Here is a 24,324-nt window from a genome sequence, read left to right on the forward strand (position 1 = left end):
CAAGGAGAGCAAGATGAAAGCATACGGGTTGGCCCTCGGGCTCGCGCTGCTGCTGACCGGCTGCGCCACCAACACCTCAGGCGTGGCGCTCTATGGCCCGGCGGGCGGTGCTCCCACGCTGGAGCAGCATCAAAACGTCAACATCACCCTGACCGAGCTGAGCCGCCGCCAGCAAAATGGCCTGCTGCAGGTCAATGTGGCCGCTGCCAGCACCCAGCGCGGCGATAACAAGCTGCAATATATCTTCTATTGGTATGATGAGGCTGGTCAGGAGGTCGCCAGCGATGGCCGCGGCTGGACCCCCATCAAGCTGCATGGCTATCAGACCCGCACCCTCTCGGCCCTGGCGCCCAGCCCGGCGGCGCAGGGTTACCGGATTTACGTACGCGAAGTGATTGAGGAATCCTACTGATGAAAATGAATCATGCCCTGCTGATCCTGACCGGCGCACTGCTGCTGGGCGGCTGCTCCAGCACCACCGTCAGCTATGGCGATCCCACTGAAACCGAAACCGTCACCGTCGATTACGGCTCAAGCGACCTGCAGGCCATCGCCGACAAGATGGCGGACTCCATGCTCGCCTCCCCAGCCACCAGCGAGATCACCGCAGGCGGTCGTCCGGTGATGTTTATGGACTCTATCCGCAACAAGACCTCCGAGCACATCGATACCGAAGCCATCACCGACACCATCCGCACCAAGTTGCTGCGGGCCGGCAAGTTCCGCTTCGTCGACATGAGCAAGGTGGCCGCCGTCAAGCAGCAGCTCGAATACCAGCAGAGCAGCGGCATGGTGGATCCTGCCTCCATGGTGCGCCTGGGCAAGCAGACCGGTGCCCGCTACATGGTCTATGGCAACCTCGCCAGCATCGTCAAAGACAATGGCAAGGTGAAGGATGTCTACTACCAGATGACCATGAACCTGATGGATCTGCAAAACGGCGAACTGCTGTGGGCCGATCAGAAAGAGATCCGCAAGCAGGCGAAGAAATCCACCTTTGGCTGGTAACAGGCTCCCGCAGACAGGCAACCGTGATCCGCTACTGGCCAGCCTGCCCGCCCCCTGGCGGGAGGGGCAGCTGGAACCACTCGGGTTAGGCCTGACCAACTGCAACTATCGACTGCGCCTCCCCTCGGGGCGCAGTTACTTTTTGCGTCAGGGCCACTCCGACCCGATGCGCCTTGGCATCGACCGCCCCACCGAGTGGCAGCTTTATCAGGGGGCGATAGCCGAAGGACTAGCGCTGCCTTGCCACTATGGCGATCCCGCCAGCGGTCTGATGCTGCTCGAATGGTGCGATGAGCCAAACTGGGTACACGCGGCGCCACCGGCAGCCGATCAGCCCCGTCTGCTGGCAGAGGTGCTGCGCAAGCTTCATCGCCTGCCGCTGCCTGCGGTGGTGATGGCGGTGCGAGCCCACGCGGCAGGCTATCGCGCCCGGCTGGCCCGCATTCCCTCCTGGCTGCCCGCCCTGGAGCGGGGCTTGCTCGCTAGCAGTGAGCCAAATGATTGCTGGCGCCCTTGCCACCATGATCTCAATCCGGCTAACTTGTTGGGAAGCAAACCCTGGGTCATCGACTGGGAGTATGGCGCGGCAGGTCACCCCGGCTTTGAGCTCGCCAGCATCCAGCGCACCCATGAGTGGCCCGCCGAGCGGCGCGACGAGCTGGAAGCGCACTATCTGCAGGCCGTGCCGCGCCACCAGTGGCCCGATTTTCAGAGCGAGGCATTTTTACCCTGGGTCGACTATATCGGCCTGCTCTGGGCCCTGCTGATGGCAGAGCAACAGCCCTCACTCGACTATGACACCCTGATCGCCATCAACCGGCAACGACTGGAGTAACAGATGATAAACAAGGTGCGCTGGCACAAGCCGAAAACCTGGGGTCTGCTGCTGATCGGCCTGCTGCTGACCGGCTGCTCCACCCGGGTGATCTACTACTGGCTCGATACCGCCATCATCTGGCAACTGGATGACTACTTTGCCCTCTCCTATTCGCAGAAGGATCTGCTCAGCCGCGAAGTGAAGGGGCTGATGGCCTGGCATCGCCAGCACGAGCTGCCGCGCTACGCCAAGGATCTCGACGCGCTGGCCAAGGCAGTGGCCAGCCCCATGACGCCGGAGCAGATCTCGACCAACCTAGATGCGGTGCAGCAGAGCCTGACCCGCACACTGGAAAACACCATCCCCCGTGCGGTCAGGCTGGCGCGCACCCTGACCGACGAGCAGGTGGCCCGTTTCATGACCGATAGGGTCAAGCGGCAACAGGAGCGGCAAAAGGACTTTACCACTGAGCCCAAAGAGCAGATGCTGGCGGAGTTTCGCGACAAGATGAACAAGCGGCTCGAGTTCTGGATTGGCGAGGTGAAACCGGCACAGGCGCCACTGGTGGCCCAGTGGGCCGAATGGCAATACGAGCTGATGCCCCCCTGGCTCGAGTTTCAGGAGTCCTGGACCCAGGAGCTGGACAGGCTGATGAAGCAGCGCCAGAGTCCCGACTTTACCCGCGAGCTGACTGACCTGCTGGCCGAGGGGGATGGGTTGATGGATGGCCGCTTTACCGGCTATACCGAGCAGTCACGCCAGCGTACCGTCAACTGGCTGAGCGCCATGAGCCAGTCGCTGGATATCTCCCAGCGGGCCCATCTCTACTCCCTGCTCAAGGGTTATGCCCGCGACTTCAAGCAGATGAGCGGCAGCTGACAGCCAGCACCGAATGGTGCCATGTGCCCGGGGCAACCTTGTTCAAACCGGGCGCGTGTGGTAGTTTGCCCTTCCTATTTATCGGGAATTAACTTTTTGCGCCTTATCGACAAAGTAAAACTGGTGCTGGTCACTCTGGTTATCGCCCTCACCCTGCTTTGTTCCATCGCCCGAATGGAAGGCCCGCTGCTACCCGCATCTCCCCAGAGTGAACAGCAGCAGACTCAGGTGTTCAATCAGCTTAGCGACAGCGATGATGGCATCATCAAGTTTGTTGGCAGCCATCAGAATCACCTGCTGCGTCTCGAACAATCCCTGCGCAGTGACAACCAGCCCAAGAGTGTGGTCTACGAGCTGCTCCAGAGCTGGTCGGCCCAGGCCATCCTGCTGTTGCTGCTCGGCTGGCTGATGCTGGCCCCCGAGCTCTATCACAAACAGAGTTTTCGCGATCGCTTTGGCGCGATCCACCGGCGCCATCTGCAGCGCCAACATCTGCAATACCGCTTCACCCAGAGCTATCTGAACGCCTGACCCCGGAGGGGCTGGCACATCCACTGTTTGCTGATCTCCTCTTCCTTACGGATCCGGCGGCTGCCTGATCCGCATCTGATGCATCCCATTTTTTGCGCCTTGCCGAGCCTTGTTGCTATCGGCCCAGGCACCATTCTCCTGACAGAGGCTTGTTTGCCATGAGAAAGAGCAATCGCACCGTTCTCAACCGCATGAGCAAGTGGCAGTACGCACTGCTGCTGTTGATGCTGTTGACCTTTACCTTTTACTCCCTGCCCACCTTTTTCGGTGAGCAGCCCTCCCTCGGCCTGCACGGACAGCAGCGCCTGACCACCCAGCAACAGATGCTGCTGAACGACAAGCACCTGACACCGGTCAAGGTCATCGAGCAACCTGAGCGAGTCGAGCTGGTCTTTGCCAGCCAGGGCGAACAGCAGCGCGCCAAGCAGTTGCTGGAGCAGCAAGGGGTCGACAGTGCCGCCCTGACCCTGGAGTTTCACTCCAACGCACCGGCCTGGATCACCCGCCTCGGCGCCGACCCCATCAAGTTGGGGCTCGATCTGCGTGGCGGCTCCCAGCTGCTGATCGGGGTGGACGTGGACTTTGTCATCGACAATCAGACCAAGAATCTGGTGGATACCCTGCGCACCCGCTTCCGTGAAGCCAATCTGCGCGGCGCCAGCGTCACTCGCACGGCACAGGGCGCCGTAGCCGTCACCCTGCCGGAGGTGGCCGAACAGGAGAGCTGGCTCGCCATCATCAAGGAGAGTGCCGGTACCCGTCAGGATCAGTGGAAGCTGACCCGCTCCGGCAATGATCTGAAACTGGTGCTGAGCGAGGCGGAGCGTACCCTGCTGGTCAACAACGCCGTGACCCAGAACCTGTCGATCCTGAAAAAACGGATCAACGAGCTCGGCATCGTCGAAGCCTCGGTGGTGCGTCAGGGGCAGGATGGTATCCGTATCGAACTGCCCGGGGTACATAACCCCAAGCAGGCGAAAGAGGTGATCGGCGCCACCGCCTCGCTGGCCTTCTACGAGGCCAAAGCCGACAGCCACTTCTATATCGCCGATCGCAACGGTCAGGCCGTCGGCATGGCGCGCAAGCCGGTACTCACCGGCGAGCACATCGTCGATGCCCGCGCCAACATGGGCGAGATGGGTCAACCCCAGGTCAATATCGTGCTCGATACCCTGGGTGGCAGCAAGATGAACCAGTTCAGCCGCCAGCATGTGGGCAAGCCGATGGCGACCGTCTTCACCGAGTACAAGACTAACGCCCAGGGCAAACTGCGCGCCCAAAGCGAAGTGATCAACGTCGCCACCATCCAGACCGCCCTTGGCAACCAGTTCCGCATCACCGGCATTGGTAGTCTGCCGGAAGCTCAGGAGCTGGCCATGCTGCTGCGTGCCGGCGCCCTCACCGCCCCTCTCAAGATCCTGGAAGAACGCAGTATTGGCCCGACGCTGGGGATGCAGAATATCGAGGCGGGCTTCACCGCGCTGGCCTTCGGCATGGCAGGCATGATGCTGTTCATGATGGCCTGGTACCGCAAATTCGGCTTGGTTGCCATCACGGCGCTGGTCGCCAACCTGTTGATGCAGGTCGGCATGCTGGCGGTGCTGCCGGGTGCCGTGCTGACCCTGCCGGGGATCGCCGGTCTGGTGCTGACGGTGGGCATGGCGGTGGATACCCATGTGCTGATCTTCGAGCGGATCAGGGACCGGCTGCGAGAAGGGGGCTCACTGGCCAACGCCATCGATTTTGGTTATCGCTCCGCCTTCCACACCATTTTCGATGCCAACATCACTACGCTCATCTGCGCTGTGGTGCTCTACTCCATCGGCTCCGGTCCGCTGCAGGGCTTCTCCATCACCCTCATTCTGGGTCTGCTCTCCAGCATGATCACCGGGATCTGGGGGACGCGCGCCATCATCAACCCCCTCTGGGGACGCAGCAGCGAGCGCACGCTGAAGGTGTAACGGGATAGCAGTCCCTCTGATGAGCGGCTTTGGCTGCGCCATCGGCCATGGATATGGCCGGGGCGGCCAAAGCAGAACACTATTTCCCGGCGTGTCGCGACACGTCGTGATGGGCCAACAGCCTGAGGCTGGCTGGCCAAGGAGATAATTATGTTGAGAATGATCGTTGCCATGGGGCTGACCCGTTGGCGTTATATTGGCCTGTGGGCTTCCATCCTGCTGACCGTGGCCAGCGTGGCCATCTTGCTGGTGAACGGCCTCACTCTGGGGCTCGATTTTACCGGCGGGATCCTGCTGGAGTTTCATATCCAGACCCTGAAAGAGGCCCATGAGCTCAATGCCATGCTGGTCTCCCCGCTGGCGGGAGCCGTTGAGCTGAGTTCGGCCGGTATTCCCGGCGAGTGGCTGATCAAGCTGCCCCCCCACGAACTGCCCTGGCCCGCGGCAGATCTCGCCACCATGCTGACCCAGCAGTTGGGGGTGCCGGTCGAGTTGCTGCGCACCACCATCGTCGGCCCTCAGGTGGGTGCCGAACTGTTCCAGCAGGGGATGCTGGCGGTGCTGGTCGCTTCGCTGGCGATGTCGGCCTATCTGGCGTTTCGCTTCGAGTGGCGTCAGGCCATCGGCATCCTGCTCTCGGTAGTGCATGACGCCATCGTGGCGCTGGGGCTGCTGTCACTCTTTCAGATCGAGTTCGATCTGAACATCATCGCCGGTTTGATGGCGGTGATCGGCTACTCCCTCAACGACAGCATCGTCATTTCGGACAGGTTGCGGGATCTGCTGAGCTCGCGTACCCAGATGGGGATCCACGAATGCTCCGATGTGGCCATCAAGGCGACCTTCAGTCGCACCATGATCACCTCGGGCACCACACTGTTTACTGTGGGCGCTCTGTTGCTGTTTGGCGGTGACGCCCTCTACGGCTTCTCCTTCACCCTGTTTGCCGGGATCCTGGTGGGCACCGTCTCCTCCATCACCGTCGCCTCGACCGTGCAGGAGCTGCTGGGCCTCACCCCTGAGGCCTACCAGAAGAAGAGCGAGGAGCCACTGGCCAACGCAGCCTGAACCTTGTTAATCAGACCCGGCTCACCGGGTCTCAACAAACCGGGCCCCTGCCAACCATTGGCAGGGGCTTTTTCATGCCTCCTCTCTCGCCGCCCATTTTGTCGTTCGGCTCGCCTCAATTGACAACTGACCATATTGAAAGCAATGACGGATCAACCCGTCATTTTTAATAACAAAAAGGTCATTTTATTACGTCAGAAACCATAAAATGTGACTGAAAGCACTTTCTTGAGGGCTCAAAGGAGGCAACATTGTAGTGATTTATCTACAAAGGGATATGAGATGTTGTTACAACCTGCCAATACAGCAAAATCCAGACAGTTGCTGAACGAGACCATGGCTTTGGTACTCGCAGGAGGGCGGGGTAGTCGCCTCAAACAGTTAACCGACAACCGTGCAAAACCTGCCGTTCATTTCGGCGGCAAATTCCGCATCATCGATTTCGTGCTCTCCAACTGCATCAACTCCGGCATCCGTCGGGTCGGTGTCGTGACCCAGTACAAATCCCACAGCCTGTTGCGCCATCTCCAATCGGGCTGGTCTTTCCTGCGCTACCAGATGAACGAGTTTATCGATCTGCTCCCTGCCCAGCAGCGGGTGGATGAGGTGAACTGGTATCGAGGTACCGCCGATGCGGTCTACCAGAATCTGGATATCATCCGCGATCACGCCCCCAAATATGTGGTGGTGCTGGCAGGCGACCACATCTACAAGATGGATTACGCCGCCATGCTGCTCGACCACGTCAATATGGGCGCCAAGGTGACCGTTGCCTGCATCGAGGTGCCACGCAGTGAAGCAAGCGCCTTCGGGGTAATGGCGGTGGATGATGATCGCAAGATCAATGCCTTCGTCGAAAAGCCTGCTAACCCGCCCGCCATGCCGGGCAAGGCCGACACCGCGCTGGCCTCAATGGGCGTCTATATCTTCGATGCGGAGTATCTCTATCAGTTGCTGGAAGAGGACATTGCCAACGAGCAGTCCCATCACGATTTCGGCATGGACGTGATCCCCCGCGTGGTGAAAGAGGGCACCGCATTCGCTCACCCGTTTGGCATGTCCTGTGTCGGCTGCTGTGCGGATCGCCGCCCCTACTGGCGCGATGTGGGCACCGTGGACTCCTTCTGGGAGGCCAATATGGATCTCGCTTCCGTCACGCCGGAGCTCGATATCTACGATCAGGACTGGCCCATCTGGACCAGCCAGAACATGACTCCTCCCGCCAAGTTCGTGCAGGACCGAAACGGTCAGCACGGCATGACCATCAACTCCATGTTTGCCGGGGGCACCATCGTCAGTGGCTCTTTCATCCTGAGTTCGGTGCTCTTTACCAATGTGCGGGTCGACTCCTTCTGCACTCTGGATCAGGCCGTTATCTTCCCGGGTGTGGAGATTGGTGCCGGTTGCCGACTGCGCCGGGTGGTGATCGACAAGGGGTGCAAACTGCCGGAAGGCACGGTGATCGGTGAAAACGCCGATGAAGATGCACGTCGCTTCCACCGCTCCGAGCAGGGCATCGTGCTGGTCACCCAGGGGATGCTCACTCGCCTGAACAAAGAGCTGCAGGGAAAACAAAAGCGCTGATCCGCAGCCAGACGGGATCCCCCTTCCTACCGCAAAGGGAGCCATTATGGCTCCCTCTTTCTATGGCTGACCAGATAGCCACCTCACACCATCATTGCCATCGCGTTGCAGTCTCCCAGAGATACCATTTACTGTGGGTAAACAGCTGGACAACGCAGCCTTCACGCCCTCAAGTCGTAAACATTAGATTACACAAAAACCATTAATCCTCCGAAAAATCCTCTGTATTATTCCTGTTCGCGCTATATAGCAGCTCCTTTATCTGACTTTTTAGCGGTAAACCCACTGGTTTCACTTGATTGTTTGTTTTTCCTTGGTAAGGTGATGGCGGTTGCGTAACAAAGCAGGTACCAGTGTAAATATATAGGTACAGCCGCTTTTGGCTTAATACAGTAGAGAGAATGAAATCATGCAAAGAGACCCCCTGAACAACATCCATATCCAGTCCGAACAAGTGATGATCACGCCTGCCCAGCTCAAGGAGAAGTTACCCATCTCCGACAAGGCGCTGGCATTCGTGCAAGGGGCCCGCAATACCATCGCCGACATCATTCACCGCCGCGATCACCGCCTGTTGGTGATCTGTGGTCCCTGCTCCATCCACGACATGGACGCCGCCAAAGAGTACGCAACCAGACTCAAAGCGCTGCATGATGCCTATCAGGACTCTCTCTACATTGTCATGCGGGTCTACTTTGAGAAGCCGCGCACCACGGTCGGCTGGAAAGGCTTTATCAACGACCCCAATCTGGATGGCACCTTCGATGTGGAGCTGGGGCTGCACCGTGCCCGCGAGCTACTCTGCTGGCTGGCGGAGCTGGAGCTGCCGCTGGCCACCGAAGCGCTCGACCCCATCAGCCCGCAATACCTGGCGGAGCTCTTCTCCTGGTCGGCCATCGGCGCCCGCACCACCGAATCCCAGACCCACAGGGAGATGGCGTCCGGCCTCTCCATGCCGGTCGGCTTCAAGAACGGCACCGACGGCAACCTGGGGACCGCCATCAATGCGCTGCAGGCGGCCTCCTCCCCTCACGCCTTTATGGGGATCAACCAGCAGGGCCAGGTTGCGCTGCTGCAGACCCAGGGCAACCCGGATGGCCACGTGATCCTGCGCGGCGGCAAACATCCCAACTACGACTCGGTCAACGTGTCGCTGGCGGAAGAGGCGCTGGAGAAAGCGGGCCTGCTGCCGAGCCTTGTGGTGGATTGCAGCCACGGCAACTCCAGCAAGGATCACCGTTTGCAGCCCAAGGTGGCCGACAACGTCATCCACCAGATCCAGGAGGGCAACCGCTCCATCATCGGGGTGATGCTCGAATCCAACCTGTTTGAGGGTAACCAGTCCAGCGAGCAGCCCAAGCAGCAGATGCGCTACGGGGTCTCCATCACCGATGCCTGCATCGACTGGGACACCACCGCCACCCTGCTGGCCCGCTGTCACAACCAGCTGGCTGACCCCCTCAAAGGCAGAACTGCACGATAAGCCGTGGTATCTTGTCGTAACCTATTGAACAATCTGGGTATCACCGCTGGTGGCATCAAACCGCTCATGCCGTGATACCTTGTTGCATCTTGATTTTCAGGGCGCCGCCGCTGCGGCGCCAGCAGGGACTGGATATGGCTGAAGAGTTGAATGTACTCAGGGACAAGATAGATGCGGTGGACAAGCAGCTGATCGATCTGCTGGCCGCCCGTCTGGCCCTAGTGGGAGAAGTGGGTGAGGTAAAGAGCCGCCACGGCCTGCCCATCTATGCACCGGACCGGGAGGCGAGCATGCTGGCCCGCCGCCGCGCCGAGGCCGAGCAGTTGGGAGTGCCCGGCGATCTCATCGAAGATGTGCTGCGCCGGGTGATGCGTGAATCTTATGCCAGCGAGAAAGATACCGGCTTCAAATGCATAAAGCCGGATCTTGGCAAGGTGGTCATCATCGGCGGTCAGGGCCAGCTTGGTCGGCTGTTCGGTCATATGTTCAGCCTCTCAGGCTACCGGGTCGAGACGCTGGAACAAGCCGACTGGCCACGCGCTGACGAGATCCTTGCCGGAGCCGGTCTGGTGATGGTGGCGGTGCCAATCGATATCACCTGCCAGATCATCGATCGCCTCGGTAACCTGCCCGCCCACTGCCTGCTGGTCGATGTCACCAGCGTGAAGGCGGCGCCGCTCGAACATATGCTGACGGTGCACCAAGGGCCGGTACTGGGACTGCACCCCATGTTCGGGCCGGATGTGGCGAGTCTCGCCAAGCAGGTGATCGTCTGCTGCCAGGGTCGTGACCCCGCCGCCAGCCAATGGCTGCTGGATCAGATGACCATCTGGGGCGCCCGCTTGCAACAGGTGGAAGCCAAGGCCCACGATGAGGCGATGACCCTCATTCAGGCGCTGCGTCACTTCGCCACCTTTGCCTATGGCTGGCACCTCTCCCGGGAGCAGGCCAATCTGGATCGTCTGCTGAGTTTGAGCTCCCCCATCTACCGGCTGGAGCTGGCCATGGTGGGGCGGCTGTTCGCTCAGGCTCCCCACCTCTATGCCGACATCATTTTGTCGTCACCGCAGAATCTGGCGATGATCCGTCGCTACTACCAAAACTTCGGCGAAGCGCTGGGGCTGCTGGAGCGGGGGGACAGGGATGGTTTCATCGAGGCCTTCTCGCAAGTCTCTGGTTTCTTCGGCGAGCATGCCGACCAGTTCCTGCGTGAAAGCCGCATGCTACTGGCCCAGGCCAACGACCGCCGCCAACACGGCTGATCCTGCAAAAGTAGTAACAACTCATGCCACTCGGAAAGAGCCGCCACCGTTCATAACTGGATGCGAGCCAAAGATCTCCATAGGAAGGGGCAATTAAGCATGCGGGCTGTCATTAACAATGGCAACCCGCTTTGCAACTAGTCTCGAAGCAAATCCAGCCCTACCTAATCGTCGCCATCTGCCGCACACATCGCTGCTCTCTGTCATCCACCCGCTTGGCAAACCAGGCGGTGGTGAGGTTGCGGGTAATTTTCGGGCTCTTTAGCTGAATGCCGGGCAGGATGGCGCGGGGCAATCGCTTGCCCGCTTGCTTGTCGGCCAGAGTAAAGATGCGATGGTAGAGATCGGTCTCGGCAAATTCGGCGGTATCCCCTTTGCGCAGGCTCTGGTGGATCGCCTGTTTGCTCATATTGACCCGGTTGGCGAGGGTGTAGACGGCAAGCTCGGTATTGCCCGGCAGATCCGAGTCATAGCGGATCAGATCCCCGTCCAGGGCCAGAGTTTTGCCACTCAAACGGCTGACGGCAGCTTGAAAAGCGGCATTGCGACTGGCGTACCAGCCAGCGTTGAAATCGGCAAAGCGGTAGAGGGTATCCGGGTAGTCGGCGGGATAACCGAAGATATGTTTGGTGCCAAACCAGATGCCGCCGCGACGGGTAAAGACTTCGTGGCGGATGGAATCCTTGATGGGATAGGGGTAGCCACGGGCGTTGGCCTCGGCAAAGGCGATACTCACCTGCATCGGGCCACCGGTATGCACCGGGTTGAGGTTGCCAAACAGCGTCTTGCCCATCGGCAGCATGCTGATCATGTCTTCGAAAATTTCGCTCATCTCCCGCTCGGTTCGCAACTTGTCGATCCGCTCGGCATAGCTCTTGCCGGTGGGCGAGTTGATGGAGAGCGCGGCCCGCACCATAAATTCGGGGATCAGCAGCTTGGCTGCCCGTGAGTTGATCTCTTTCCAGGCGATCTTGCCAAGGCCCGGCACCACGGGGTCGGCCTGATAAGTGGCTTCCTGCTCCGCCACCGCCAGCACGCTACAGACATTGTGATCATTGACCGTCACCCCCTGGGTGGTGAGCGCCGTCACCACGTCGTTGGCCCACCCCTGTTTGTCCGGCACCTGACGGGGCAAGAAGCGCACGATGCGGCTCTTCATATCCGCCGGTTTGCGCGGCTGCATGGCAGGCGGCGTTTTGGGGTTGCTCACGCTCGCCTCTTTGGCGGGCGCGGAGGCGGGATCACTGGCACAACCGGCCAGCAACAAGGCAGAGCAGAAGGCAAGAAGACGACAGGAAGGCAAAGCGGTCATAAGCATGTCCATTTTTTGTAGGCCCTACAGGCAGCGCCGCAGGCACTGCACTGACAAGCAAAGTGGGGCCATTGTAGAGGATTGCCTGCTGCAGTTGAAACCCGCGCTCGCAGCATCCCCTCCCCTTGCCAGCTTTTGCCACCCCACGCGCCATCCGTTGTCTGCGATGCGGAACTCATGACCTTCCTCAATGGCTCACCCGGCCCGAACCGAACGGTGAGCTCCTGATAAAAAGAAACCCCCGCCATCGCTGGCGGGGGTTGGTCGTCTGGCAAGTCGGGCTGATGCCCGCTGCAAACTCTTAGCGGTTTTTCACCTTCTGGTGCAGCTCCTGCACCGAGTTGACGTTGGCGGTGGCATCCACGCTGATGGCCATGCAGGTGGCAAACGCCTCGTTCATGGTGGTGGTATACGCCACCTTGTTCTGCAAGGCGGCGCGACGCAGCTGCTTGGAGTCCTGGATCGCCACCCGCCCTTCGGCGGTGTTGACGATGTAGGTGTACTCGCCATTCTTGATGCGATCCAGAATGTGCGGGCGACCTTCGTGCACCTTGTTGACCAGACGCGGGTTGATGCTCGCCTCACCCAGCGCGACGGCGGTGCCGTGAGTGGCATCCAGCTCGTAGCCCAGCTCCAGCAGCTTGGCAGCCAAGTCGACCACCTGCGCCTTGTCGCTGTGACGCACTGACAAGAGGGCACGACCCTCTTTCGGTACGGCGTGGTTGGCACCCAGCTGCGCCTTGGCATAGGCCTCGGCAAAGCTGCTGCCCACACCCATTACCTCACCGGTAGAGCGCATCTCCGGCCCCAGCAGCGGGTCAACTCCCGGGAACTTGGCGAACGGCAGTACCACCTCTTTCACCGAGTAGTAGGGCGGGATGATCTCTTTGGTAAAGCCCTGTTCTTGCAGCGACTGACCGGCCATCACGCGGGCGGCAATCTTGGCCAGCGGGGCACCGGTCGCCTTGGAGACAAACGGCACGGTACGGGCGGCACGCGGGTTCACCTCGATGAGGTAGATGTCATCGCCCTTGACCGCGAATTGCACGTTCATCAGGCCGATAACGCCGAGCTCCAGCGCCAGCTTGCGCACCTGCTCGCGGATCTCGTCCTGAATTTTCTTGGACAAGGTATAGGGAGGCAGGGAGCAACCGGAGTCACCGGAGTGGATACCGGCCTGCTCGATGTGCTCCATGATGCCGCCGATGACTACATCGGTGCCATCGCAGATGGCATCCACGTCCAGCTCGGTCGCATCGTCCAGGAAGCGGTCCAGCAGCACCGGCGATTCGTTGGAGACACTCACCGCCTCGGCGAAGTAGCGACGCAGATCCTGCTCGTCATAGACGATTTCCATGGCGCGGCCACCCAGCACGTAGGAGGGGCGAACCACCAGCGGGTAGGTGATACGCTCGGCCAGCAGCACGGCCTGCTCCAGCGCGGTGACGGTGCCGTTTTCCGGCTGCTTGAGGCCGAGGCGCTCGACAGCAGACTGGAAGCGCTCGCGGTCTTCGGCGCGGTCGATGGCATCTGGGCTGGTACCGATGATCGGCACACCGTTGGCTTCCAGTGCTCGGGCCAGTTTCAGCGGGGTCTGGCCACCGTACTGAACGATGACGCCCTTGGGTTTTTCGATGCGCACGATTTCCAGCACATCTTCCAGGGTCACCGGCTCGAAGTAGAGGCGATCCGAGGTGTCGTAATCGGTGGAGACGGTCTCCGGGTTGCAGTTGACCATGATGGTCTCGTAACCGTCTTCGCGCAGGGCCAGCGCCGCGTGCACACAGCAGTAGTCGAACTCGATACCCTGACCGATACGGTTCGGGCCGCCACCGATGATCATGATCTTGTCGCGGTTGCTCGGGGCCGCTTCGCACTCCTCGTCATAGCTGGAGTACATGTAGGCGGTGTTGGTGGCGAACTCGGCGGCGCAGGTATCTACCCGCTTGTAGACCGGGAAGATGTTGTGGCGGGCGCGCAGTTTGCGCACTTCCCCTTCGGCCACACCGAGGATCTTGGCCAGACGGGCATCGGCAAAGCCTTTTCGCTTGAGGGCACGCAGGAAGTCGGCATCGAGACCGGCCATGCCGCGCTCTTTCACCTCGTCTTCCAGCTTCACCAGATCTTCAATCTGTACCAGGAACCAGGGGTCAATCTTGGTCAGCTTGAAGATGCCGTCCATGGAGAGACCGGCGCGGAACGCATCGGCGATATAGAAGATACGGTCGCTACCGGCGTCCTGCAGCTCGTGACGGATGCGGGTCAGGGAGTCCGGGGCATTGAGGTCAACCATGGGGTCGAAGCCTGTTTTGCCGGTTTCGAGGCTGCGCAGCGCCTTGTGCAGGGACTCCTGGAAGTTGCGGCCGATGGCCATAACTTCACCGACCGACTTCATCTGGGTCGTCAGACGGTCGTTGGCACCGGCGAATTTTTCGAAGTTGAAGCGCGGCACCTTGGTGACCACGTAGTCGATGGCCGGCTCGAAGGAGGCCGGAGTGCGACCGCCGGTGATGTCGTTCATCAGCTCGTCGAGGGTGTAACCGATGGCGAGCTTGGCAGCGATCTTGGCAATGGGGAAACCGGTCGCCTTGGAGGCCAGCGCGGAGGAGCGCGACACCCGCGGGTTCATCTCGATAATGACCATGCGGCCATCTTTCGGGTTGATACCGAACTGGACGTTGGAGCCGCCGGTCTCGACGCCGATCTCGCGCAGCACAGCCATGGAAGCGTTGCGCATCAGCTGGTACTCCTTGTCGGTCAGCGTCTGGGCTGGCGCGACAGTGATGGAGTCACCGGTGTGGATACCCATGGGGTCGAAGTTTTCGATGGCACAGACGATGATGCAGTTGTCGTTGCGATCCCGCACCACCTCCATCTCGTACTCTTTCCAGCCGATCAGCGACTCGTCGATGAGCAGCTCTTTGGTCGGCGACAAGTCCAGACCGCGCTCGCAGATCTCGACGAACTCTTCGGTGTTGTAGGCGATGCCGCCACCCGAGCCACCCATGGTAAAGGAGGGACGGATGATGCAGGGGAAGCCGACCATCTGCTGCACGCCCCACGCCTCTTCCATGTTGTGGGCGATACCGGCACGCGGGCACTCCAGGCCAATGCTGCGCATCGCCTTGTCAAAACGGGAGCGGTCTTCGGCCTTGTCGATGGCGTCGGCGGTGGCACCGATCATCTCGACACCGAACTCGGCCAGCACGCCATGCTTCTCCAGTGCCAGTGCGCAGTTGAGCGCAGTCTGGCCACCCATGGTGGGCAGGATGGCGTCCGGGCGCTCTTTCTTGATGATTTCGCGCACCACTTCCCAGGTGATGGGCTCGATGTAGGTGGCGTCTGCCATCTCCGGGTCGGTCATGATGGTGGCCGGGTTGGAGTTGACCAGAATGACGCGGTAGCCCTCCTCGCGCAGGGCTTTGCACGCCTGGGCGCCGGAGTAGTCAAATTCGCAGGCCTGGCCGATGACGATGGGGCCGGCGCCGAGGATCAGGATGCTCTGAAGGTCGTTACGTTTTGGCATGAAACTCTTTCCTCTATTCCTTAGGCGCGATACTGCTTAATCAATTCAATAAAGTGGTCAAAGAGACCGGCACAATCGTGCGGGCCCGGGCTCGCTTCGGGGTGTCCCTGGAAGCTGAAGGCCGGCCGGTCGGTGCGATGGATGCCCTGCAGGGAACCATCGAACAGGGAGACGTGGGTGGCGCGCAGGCAATCCGGCAGGCTGTTCTCGTCTACCGCAAAACCGTGGTTCTGGGCGGTGATCATGACGGTGTTATCATCGAGGCTCTTCACCGGATGGTTGGCACCGTGGTGGCCAAACTTCATCTTGACGGTCTTGGCACCGGAGGCCAGACCCAGCAGCTGGTGACCCAGACAGATGCCGAATACCGGCGTGTTGGTATTAAGGAAAGCCTTGATGGCCTCGATGGCGTAGTCGCACGGCTCGGGGTCGCCGGGGCCGTTGGAGAGGAAGATGCCATCCGGGTTCATCGCCAGTACCTCGGCGGCTGGGGTCTTGGCCGGTACCACGGTCAGGCGGCAGCCGCGGTCAACCAGCATCCGCAGGATGTTGCGCTTGACGCCAAAGTCATAGGCCACTACGTGGTATTTCAGCTGGTCGGCATCCGGGGTGACATGCCCCTTGCCAAGCTGCCAGCTCCCTTCGGTCCAGTTGTACGCTTCACCAACCGTCACCTCTTTGGCCAGATCCATTCCCTTCAGACCGGGGAAGGCGCGGGCCTGTTCGAGGGCATAGGCTTCATCGACCTGTTTCCCGGCCAGAATGCAGCCAGCCTGAGCGCCTTTCTCGCGCAGGATGCGGGTCAGTTTACGGGTGTCGATGTCGGCGATGCCAACGATGTTGTGAGACTTGAGGTATTCGGAGAGGGATTGCTGATTGCGGAAATTGGAGGCAAGTATCGGAAGGTCCCGGATGATCAATCCCTGAGCATGGATCTGACTGGACTCTTCATCTTCGCTGTTGGTGCCGGTGTTGCCTATATGGGGGTAAGTGAGGGTGACGATCTGACGGGAATAAGAGGGATCGGTGAGGATTTCCTGATAGCCCGTCATCGACGTATTGAAAACCACTTCACCAACGGAACATCCCTCGGCGCCTATCGACACGCCTTTGAACACAGTTCCATCTTCCAGCACTAGCAATGCAGTGTGATTCAAGACAACCTCCAGTTATTTAGCTTTAAATTCAGCAATTTACCTGGGTGTTGCGGGCTCGGTTCCGGTCTTGGACAGGACTCGAACCCGGCAGATTTCTGGCAAATTGGGCGCATTCTACTTAAAAAAAGTGGCATTTCAACGTCTTTTCTCAGATGAAATGCATCTAAATTCAATAAAAAAGCAACATTACCCATTATCTATGCACTCAATCGCTTTGCAACCCCCTCCCGCGAAAGAAAAGGAAAAACCACCATCAAAAGATGCCGCCAAGCCAGCAATAACGACAAAAACAAACAAAAAAACCAATTAAAACAATGGCATTTATTTTTACATAAAAAACATCAATGACAAATTTAACGCTTTTAAGATGACAAGAGTGAACATGAAAAATGGAAAACGTTTTTCTTCGTTTGAATTTTTAGTCTTTTCCGATCGGTGTAAAAAAATGGCTTTATCCGCCATAAAGATGCTCAAATCTGTTACCTGGTGATGACATTCAGGAAGGGAAAATCTGGCGGATAACGCAATAGTGTGATTTATAAGGCGTTCAGTTAAAAATTGCAGGCAGCGTGTCTTTTTACACAAACTCTGACTGACTGACAGCAAAAACCCCGGCAAGCCGGGGTTTTTCACTGGGTAGCTGTAGTACGACAGTGCCGCACAGAGGCATCACTTGAGATTAAGCACGTCCTGCATGTCATAAAGACCGGCACCCTGCTGACCAAGCCACTTGCCCGCTCGCACAGCACCGTTGGCGAAGGTCAGGCGACTGGAGGCCTTGTGGCTGATCTCCACCCGCTCGCCGATATCGGCAAACATGACGGTATGCTCCCCCACCAGATCGCCGGCGCGAATGGTGGCAAAGCCGATAGTGTTGCGATCCCGCTCGCCAGTGATCCCCTCGCGACCATAGACGGCGCACTCCTTGAGATCCCGGCCCAGCGTTTTGGCGACCACTTCCCCCATGGAGAGCGCAGTACCGGATGGCGCATCCACCTTGTGGCGATGGTGGCCCTCGATGATCTCGATGTCGGTGTAATCCCCCATCACCTTGGCGGCCTGCTCCAGCAGCTTGAACACCAGGTTGACCCCGACCGAGTAGTTGGAGGCGAACACGATACCGATCTGCTTGCCCGCCTCTTTCAGAGCAGCCTTGCCTGCATCGTCAAAACCGGTGGTGCCGATCACCATCTGCTTGTGGTGGGCCAGTGCAAAGGCCAGATTGGCAAGGGTCACCTCGGGGCGGGTGAAGTCGATGATGAGATCAAACTCGTCACGCACCTTGTCCAGACTGTCGCTGATGGCCACACCAAGATGGCCCAGCCCATTGAGCTCACCGGCATCGAGACCGATCACCGCCGAACCCGGCCGCTCCAGTGCAGCCCCGACCACTACGCCATCGGTGTTGGTGATGGCCTCCAGCAGCACCTTGCCCATACGACCATTACAGCCCATCACGGCCACACGGATCGGATTGTCCATCTCCACCCTCTCATCTCTTTTAATTATGGAAAGAGACCGTTTTACCAGCCCGCGCCGGGTTTGAAAAGCCATGATGCCACCACTCCTTGCTGCGCTCGTCAACGGCAGCGCCCACTAGCTGGCCAAGAACTTCCTTTTGGTCACAGGCCGTTTTTCATCGTCTCACTCGATCATTTGGCAGACCGGGTGCCATCTGATAGGTTCGAACGAGTGAAATGCCAGCATAAGCAAAATCAGGGCCACGCCCGTGTCGATATCAAATGAGGTGCAAGGATGAGCGCAGGATTGCTGTTTGCAGTGGTGTTGGTATCACTGCCCCTGGTCATGCTGGCCGCGGCTCTGCTGTTTGGCGGGCCGAGTCCGGCACCGGCGATGGCCAGCATCAACGACCCTTTCAAGGGGAGTGGCTGGAGCAATATGCCACCCCTCTCAAGATACCCGGCGCGTGACGGCACGAACTTGGCCTATCGGCACTATGGCGCAAAAGAGCACGCAGAGAACAACAAGGTCAAGGGCAGCGTGGTATTGGTTCATGGCTCTTCTGCCAGCAGCCAGAGCATGCACAAGATGGCGAGCGCCTTTTCGCAAGCGGGATATGACGCCTACGCCCTCGATATTCGCGGCCATGGCGCATCGGGCGACAAAGGCACCATTGCCTACATTGGCCAGCTTGAAGACGATCTGGAAGATTTCATCAAGTCGGTGGCCCCCGGCAAGCCTGCAACACTCGTCGGCTTCTCGTCAGGGGGTGGCTTTGTGCTGCGCGTTGCTGGCAGCACGCGACAATCCCTGTTCGAGAGCTATCTGCTGCTCTCCCCCTATCTCGGCCCCACCGCCGCCAACTACCGGCCCAACAGCGGTGGCTGGGTGCGTATCGGCTTGCCTCGTCTCATCGCCCTGAGCATCCTCAACGGTTTCCATATTTCCGCACTCAACTATCTGACCGTGCTGAACTTTGCCCTCAATGATGAGGCGAAATCCCTGCTGACCCCCTCCTACTCCTTCAACCTTGCCTCGAACTTTCAGCCAGAGCGCGACTATCAGCAGAATTTGCGCAATGTGCAACGCCCCTGCGCCGTGATCGCGGGTGCAAATGACGAAGTCTTCCAAACAGATCAACTTGAACCTGAGTTAAGACGTCTCGGCATCTCCTGGCCTGTCACCCTGCTGCCCGGAATTGGCCACATTCCGCTGACGCTGGAACAGGATGCTCTCGCGACAGCCGTTCAGGCGGTGGAGAAACTGACACAGTAACCACACAGCCCAGGTCTTGTGTCCACGCGTTCTGGAAATATCCGCACCATGCTCACGTAGAGATAGAGAGAGGTGCGGCTGACGTTTGGCAGCGGGAGAAATCCCCAAGATGGCATGCAGAGATCTTATCGTTTACCTCTTTCCTTATTAAAGGCACGCGATACCCGCGGACTGCGCCAGAACAGCAATGAACAATAAACAGCGCAAACTTCTTTTTCCGAATATTCTTTGGATATCTCAACAACACCAGAATCATCAAACAAAAACACCTATCCATCTGGACGTCTATCTTGACCAAGCGAGGTTGACTCACTACTGTGGGCCCCCCAATGCGGCAGGATGCCCGCCCTGTTTTCCCCCTATCCCTATCAGATACAGGTACAAAGCAGTTTATGACAGGAGGTCATTGCTCAATTTCAGAGGAACACATGATCCAGACTCAACCCAGTGCCAGGGCCTTGTTGCCACTTCTGGTTTTTCTCGCACTCTTTATCGGTACCGGTACCTGGCTGACCCTGCAGGGGGTCGAATTCGCCTTCTATCAGCTGCCCGCTCCGGTTGCTGCCCTGCCTGCGGTGATGCTCGCCCTGCTGCTTGGCAAAGAGAGCTTCAACAGCAATCTGGAGACCTTCTTCAAGGGGGTCGGCCACAGCAATATCATGGCGATGTGCCTTATCTATCTGCTGGCGGGCGCCTTTGCCAGCGTGGCCAAGGCCACCGGCGGGGTTGATGCTACTGTGGCGCTGGGCCTGTCGCTCATCCCTGGCTGGGCGCTGTTGCCCGGACTGTTCCTCATCTCTGCCTTTATTGCTACCGCCATGGGTACCTCCATGGGCACCATAGGTGCCGTGGCGCCGGTCGCGCTGGGCGTGGCGCAGGCGGCCGGTATCGATCCGGTGCTGATGGCAGGCACCATTCTCTCCGGCGCCATGTTTGGCGATAACCTCTCCATCATCTCCGACACCACCATAGCAGCCACCCGCAGCCAGGGGTGCGAGATGAAGGACAAGTTCCGCGAGAACTTCAAGATTGCAGCCCCAGCTGCCATCGCGGTGATCCTGCTCTATCTGACCCTGGGCTCAGTGGGTGAATCCCCTGCCAACGGCAGCGCCATCGAGCTGTTCAAGGTGATGCCCTACCTGCTCATTCTTGGGCTGGCGCTCGCCGGAGTGAATGTGTTTGTGGTATTGGGGATCGGTATTCTGGCCGCCGGAGTGGTGGGCATGATCAACGGTTACGCCATCGGTCAGTTCAGCAAGGATATCTATCAGGGCTTTACCGGCATGCAGGAGATCTTCCTGCTCTCCATGCTGATCGGCGGCCTCGGCGCCCTGATGGAGCGTCAGGGTGGTCTGGCCTGGATAAGCGATCGCATCGGCGCCCTGATTGCCCGTTTCACTCGCGAGCACAATGGCGAACAGAACGAGAAAGCGGCCGAGCTCGGCATCGCCGGGGTAGTGAGCCTCACCAACCTCTGCACCGCCAACAACACGGTGGCTATTATCGTCGCCAGCAAGGTAGCCCGGGATCTGGCCGAACACCACGGTGTCACCCCGCGCCGCGCCGCCTCCATGCTCGATATTTTCTCCTGCGTGGTACAGGGTCTGATCCCTTGGGGCGCACAGGCGCTGCTGCTGGGATCCATCTTCGCCCTGTCGCCGTTGGCGGTAGTAAGCATGAGTTTCTACCCGATGGCACTCGCGGTAGCGGCACTCATTGCAGTGTTTGTGAAGCACCAGATGCGCGGCAAAGCTGACAAGTAACAGACCAGAGGCTGGCGCGCCGACATGCTGTCAACAGGGGCCACACCCTGGCCCTTGTTGACTCACTATCGGACCCGCCAGCATTTATCCCACCGTCCCGGGCATCAGCCGTCCGGGGCGGGAGTTCCCCTGCCCCCCTTAACGTCAAGAGTGAATGTGCTAAGGTAGAGCGCGTTCAAGCCATCGATGCGCAGCTATACCAGAGGTTCCCCATGCATGAGTCCCAACCCGAACGTCAATCCCTGCGCCAACTGGTTCGTCAACGCCGCAAAAATCTGAGTCCGGCCGAGCAGCAATTGGCGGCCCAACAGCTGCTGGCCCAGTTCAAGCAACACCCCGAGATCCTCGCCGCCAAACGCATTGCCCTCTATCTGGCCAATGACGGGGAGATCAACCCCTTGCCCACCATCCATTGGCTGTGGGCCCAGCACAAAGAGGTCTACCTGCCGGTGCTCCACCCCTTTACTCCGGGTCACCTGCTCTTTTTGCGCTATACCGCCACCAGCCCCATGGTACGCAACCGCTACGGCATCGAAGAGCCGGAGCTGGATATCCTGCAGGTGGTGCCCCACAGCACGCTCGATCTTATCTGCACCCCGCTGGTCGCCTTCGATGCCCAGGGCAATCGCCTTGGCATGGGGGGCGGCTACTACGATCGCACTCTCGCCATCTGGCATGAGCACAAGCTGGGCCCCAAGCCGCTCGGCATTGCCCACGACTGCCAGCAGGTGGATGCGGTCCCGCAAGAGGAGTGGGATGTGCCGCTGCCCCAGATCATCACCCCAAGCCACTGCTGGCGCTTTGAATAGGCTGTTTTTGGCAGGCAGCCCCTGCTTTGTGCGCGCAAACGCAGAATAAACAGGCAAACGATTTACAAAGTCCCTCTTTTTGCCCCGGAACGTGAGCAACAAGGTCGCGACGGGGTACCGGGTTGGATATAATGCGCCCGCTTTTTTCTTAAGGAACGATCATGACTCAAGATGAAATGAAGAAGGCGGCCGGTTGGGCTGCGCTCAAGTATGTGGTTCCCGGCACCATCGTCGGGGTGGGCACCGGCTCTACCGTCAACCACTTTATCGACGCGCTGGCGACCATGAAGGACGAGATCAAGGGGGCGGTATCCAGCTCCGTGGCCTCTACCGAGCGCCTCAAGGGCTTCGGCATCACCGTATATGATCTCAACGAGATCGACGCCCTCTCCGTCTATGTGGATGGCGCCGACGAGATCAACGCAACCCGCGACATGATCAAGGGCGGTGGCGCAGCCCTGACCCGCGAGAAGATCGTTGCCGCCGTCGCTGACAAGTTCATCTGCATCATCGACAACACCAAAACCGTCGACGTGCTGGGCCAGTTCCCGCTGCCGGTGGAAGTGATCCCGATGGCCCGCGAATACGTGGCCCGTGAAATCCGCAAACTGGGTGGCAACCCGGTGTGGCGTGAAGGCGTGGTCACCGACAACGGCAACCACATTCTGGATGTAAAAGGCATGGCCATTACCGACGCCAAGGCGCTGGAAGTGCGACTGAACGCCATTGTTGGCGTGGTCACCAACGGCCTGTTCGCCGCCCGCGGCGCCGATGTTGTCCTGATCGGTACGCCGGACGGCGTGATTACCCAGTAATCCCGACACCGGTAGCACAGTGCAGCGGCATCCTCCCTCCCTCGCCAGCGCCACTCTGCAACCTCTGACGCAGCAGCGGCGTTGATTGAGCCCCGGGATGGGATATGACCCAAACATTGCACTGTGAATAAATGACGGCGCCTGATGGCGCCGTTTTTATTTATCCCTCAACAAGTTGCATACGGATGTTTACAACATTCGTTGATAACTTCAAAGAATTTGACTTTCGTCACAAATATTCCCTCTCCCAAACGTTTTTGCTACTTTACGGTTTTCTTCGCACACCAAATCTGCACTTACGTTTGCACATACAGAGGGATCGTCATGACTGCCAAGTTTTCGTTGGACAAGGATAAAATCAAGGTTCTGCTGCTGGAGGGGGTTCACCCCAACACCGTAGAGACCTTTCGTGCCGCAGGTTACACCAGTGTGGAGTATCTCAAGACCTCGCTCTCCGAAGAGGAGCTGATCGAGCAGATCCGCGACGTCCATTTCATCGGACTGCGCTCCCGCACCCAGATCACCGAGAAAGTCCTCGACGCCGCCAACAAGCTGGTCGCTATCGGCTGCTTCTGCATCGGTACCAACCAGGTCGAGCTGGAAGCGGCCCAGATCCGCGGTATTCCGGTCTTCAACGCCCCCTTCTCCAACACCCGTTCGGTCGCCGAGCTGGTTCTGGGCGAGATCCTGCTGCTGCTGCGCGGCATCCCCGAGAAAAACGCCAAGTGCCATCGCGGCGTGTGGGAAAAACTGGCCAACCGCTCGGTGGAAGCGCGCGGCAAGAAGCTCGGCATCATCGGCTACGGCCACATCGGTACCCAGCTTGGCATCATCGCCGAAAGCATCGGCATGAAGGTTTATTACTACGATATCGAGAACAAGCTCTCGCTGGGTAACGCCATTCAGGTGCCGAGCATGGTCGAGCTGCTCAATATGTCTGACGTCATCAGCCTGCACGTGCCGGAGACCGCCTCCACCAAGAACATGATCGGAGCCGAGCAGCTGCGGATGATGAAACCGGGCGCCATCTTCATCAACGCCGCCCGCGGTACCGTGGTGGATATCGATGCGCTGGCTGACGTCATCAAGAGCGGCCATATCGCCGGTGCCGCCATCGACGTCTTCCCGGTCGAGCCCAAGTCCAATGACGAAGAGTTCCAAAGCCCGCTGCGTGGGCTGGAGAACGTCATCCTGACCCCGCACATCGGTGGCACCACCCATGAGGCGCAGGAGAACATCGGGCTGGAAGTGGCCAACAAGCTGGTCAAATACTCCGACAACGGCTCCACCCTCTCCGCCGTCAACTTCCCGGAAGTGTCGCTGCCGGGCCACAAGGGCTCCAGCCGCCTGCTGCACATTCACCGCAACCAGCCGGGGGTGATGAACCAGATCAACCAGATCTTCGCCGAAGAGGGGATCAACATCGCCGGTCAATACCTGCAGACCAGCAGCCATATCGGTTACGTGGTGATCGACGTGGAGACCGAGCACAGCGAGAAGGCGCTCGCCAAGCTCAAGGAGATCAACGGCACCATCCGTGCCCGCATCCTCCACTGATAGCCCCTTATCTGTGTCTAGTCCTGAAATAGGTTTACACATTTTCAACTAGCATT

Annotated in this window: 19 protein-coding genes; 15 read left to right on the plus strand and 4 right to left on the minus strand. The window is 59.2% G+C overall.

Going from position 1 to position 24,324, the window contains the following annotated elements; translation table 11 throughout:
* The first annotated feature begins 13 nt into the window (after nt 1-13).
* The 10 genes from OKC31_RS01140 to tyrA all read left to right on the plus strand — a co-directional run bounded on the left by OKC31_RS01140 (nt 14) and on the right by tyrA (nt 10,593).
* Nucleotides 14-412, plus strand: coding sequence for a YcfL family protein (locus OKC31_RS01140; RefSeq protein ID WP_236315996.1), 399 nt, complete (start codon nt 14-16; stop codon nt 410-412).
* Nucleotides 412-1,008 carry a penicillin-binding protein activator LpoB gene (gene lpoB / locus OKC31_RS01145; protein ID WP_005302153.1) on the plus strand — a complete coding sequence of 199 codons (597 nt, stop codon included), beginning with the start codon at nt 412-414 and terminating at the stop codon, nt 1,006-1,008. Before OKC31_RS01140 ends, lpoB begins: the two co-directional genes overlap by 1 nt.
* Nucleotides 998-1,843, plus strand: coding sequence for a phosphotransferase (locus OKC31_RS01150; RefSeq protein WP_100653423.1), 846 nt, complete (start codon nt 998-1,000; stop codon nt 1,841-1,843). The genes lpoB and OKC31_RS01150 overlap by 11 nt, the downstream gene beginning before the upstream one ends.
* A gap of 3 nt (nt 1,844-1,846) precedes the next feature.
* Nucleotides 1,847-2,704, plus strand: a complete 858-nt coding sequence (locus tag OKC31_RS01155; protein WP_100653422.1) for a DUF6279 family lipoprotein — start codon at nt 1,847-1,849, stop codon at nt 2,702-2,704.
* 96 nt (nt 2,705-2,800) lie between these two features.
* Nucleotides 2,801-3,235 carry a hypothetical protein gene (locus tag OKC31_RS01160; RefSeq protein WP_270655997.1) on the plus strand — a complete coding sequence of 145 codons (435 nt, stop codon included), beginning with the start codon at nt 2,801-2,803 and terminating at the stop codon, nt 3,233-3,235.
* Nucleotides 3,236-3,393: 158 nt separating this feature from the next.
* Nucleotides 3,394-5,196, plus strand: coding sequence for a protein translocase subunit SecD (secD, locus tag OKC31_RS01165; protein ID WP_270655999.1), 1,803 nt, complete (start codon nt 3,394-3,396; stop codon nt 5,194-5,196).
* Between the two features lie 150 nt (nt 5,197-5,346).
* Entirely contained in the window at nt 5,347-6,264 is a 918-nt protein-coding gene (gene secF / locus OKC31_RS01170; RefSeq protein ID WP_199765711.1) for a protein translocase subunit SecF, read from the plus strand.
* Between the two features lie 282 nt (nt 6,265-6,546).
* Nucleotides 6,547-7,848, plus strand: a complete 1,302-nt coding sequence (glgC, locus tag OKC31_RS01175) for a glucose-1-phosphate adenylyltransferase (RefSeq protein ID WP_201906311.1) — start codon at nt 6,547-6,549, stop codon at nt 7,846-7,848.
* A 409-nt stretch (nt 7,849-8,257) separates the two neighbouring features.
* Nucleotides 8,258-9,331, plus strand: coding sequence for a 3-deoxy-7-phosphoheptulonate synthase (locus OKC31_RS01180; protein WP_005344622.1), 1,074 nt, complete (start codon nt 8,258-8,260; stop codon nt 9,329-9,331).
* A gap of 134 nt (nt 9,332-9,465) precedes the next feature.
* Complete coding sequence (tyrA, locus tag OKC31_RS01185) at nt 9,466-10,593, plus strand: bifunctional chorismate mutase/prephenate dehydrogenase (RefSeq protein WP_128836031.1); 1,128 nt, start codon at nt 9,466-9,468, stop codon at nt 10,591-10,593.
* 160 nt (nt 10,594-10,753) lie between these two features.
* Here the strand turns inward: tyrA and OKC31_RS01190 are convergent, their stop codons facing one another.
* From OKC31_RS01190 to dapB, 4 genes are all read right to left on the minus strand, one after another.
* The gene (locus OKC31_RS01190; RefSeq protein ID WP_047437512.1) at nt 10,754-11,905 is read right to left on the minus strand and encodes a DUF1615 domain-containing protein; all 1,152 of its coding nucleotides are present in this window, start codon (nt 11,903-11,905) and stop codon (nt 10,754-10,756) included.
* 301 nt (nt 11,906-12,206) lie between these two features.
* Entirely contained in the window at nt 12,207-15,431 is a 3,225-nt protein-coding gene (gene carB, locus OKC31_RS01195; RefSeq protein WP_193860815.1) for a carbamoyl-phosphate synthase large subunit, read from the minus strand.
* 20 nt (nt 15,432-15,451) lie between these two features.
* Entirely contained in the window at nt 15,452-16,588 is a 1,137-nt protein-coding gene (gene carA / locus OKC31_RS01200; RefSeq protein WP_005337628.1) for a glutamine-hydrolyzing carbamoyl-phosphate synthase small subunit, read from the minus strand.
* A 669-nt stretch (nt 16,589-17,257) separates the two neighbouring features.
* Nucleotides 17,258-18,070 (minus strand): 4-hydroxy-tetrahydrodipicolinate reductase, encoded by an 813-nt coding sequence (dapB, locus tag OKC31_RS01205; RefSeq protein WP_005347132.1) that lies wholly within the window; start codon nt 18,068-18,070, stop codon nt 17,258-17,260.
* Between the two features lie 273 nt (nt 18,071-18,343).
* On the opposite strand from dapB, the gene OKC31_RS01210 reads away from it, so the two are divergent.
* The 5 genes from OKC31_RS01210 (at nt 18,344) to serA (ending at nt 24,268) form a co-directional block, all read left to right on the plus strand.
* The gene (locus OKC31_RS01210; RefSeq protein ID WP_270656000.1) at nt 18,344-19,324 is read left to right on the plus strand and encodes an alpha/beta hydrolase; all 981 of its coding nucleotides are present in this window, start codon (nt 18,344-18,346) and stop codon (nt 19,322-19,324) included.
* A 428-nt stretch (nt 19,325-19,752) separates the two neighbouring features.
* Complete coding sequence (locus tag OKC31_RS01215; protein WP_270656001.1) at nt 19,753-21,087, plus strand: Na+/H+ antiporter NhaC family protein; 1,335 nt, start codon at nt 19,753-19,755, stop codon at nt 21,085-21,087.
* Between the two features lie 212 nt (nt 21,088-21,299).
* A complete protein-coding gene (locus tag OKC31_RS01220; protein WP_058059524.1) occupies nt 21,300-21,896 on the plus strand; it encodes a 5-formyltetrahydrofolate cyclo-ligase in 597 nt (198 codons plus the stop codon).
* A gap of 161 nt (nt 21,897-22,057) precedes the next feature.
* The gene (gene rpiA, locus OKC31_RS01225) at nt 22,058-22,711 is read left to right on the plus strand and encodes a ribose-5-phosphate isomerase RpiA (RefSeq protein WP_005353106.1); all 654 of its coding nucleotides are present in this window, start codon (nt 22,058-22,060) and stop codon (nt 22,709-22,711) included.
* A 324-nt stretch (nt 22,712-23,035) separates the two neighbouring features.
* Nucleotides 23,036-24,268, plus strand: a complete 1,233-nt coding sequence (gene serA / locus OKC31_RS01230) for a phosphoglycerate dehydrogenase (RefSeq protein WP_005337639.1) — start codon at nt 23,036-23,038, stop codon at nt 24,266-24,268.
* Nucleotides 24,269-24,324 lie beyond the last annotated feature (56 nt).

Origin of the sequence: Aeromonas sp. Y293-4 (assembly GCF_027705905.1) — a bacterium.
Lineage (GTDB): Bacteria > Pseudomonadota > Gammaproteobacteria > Enterobacterales > Aeromonadaceae > Aeromonas > Aeromonas veronii.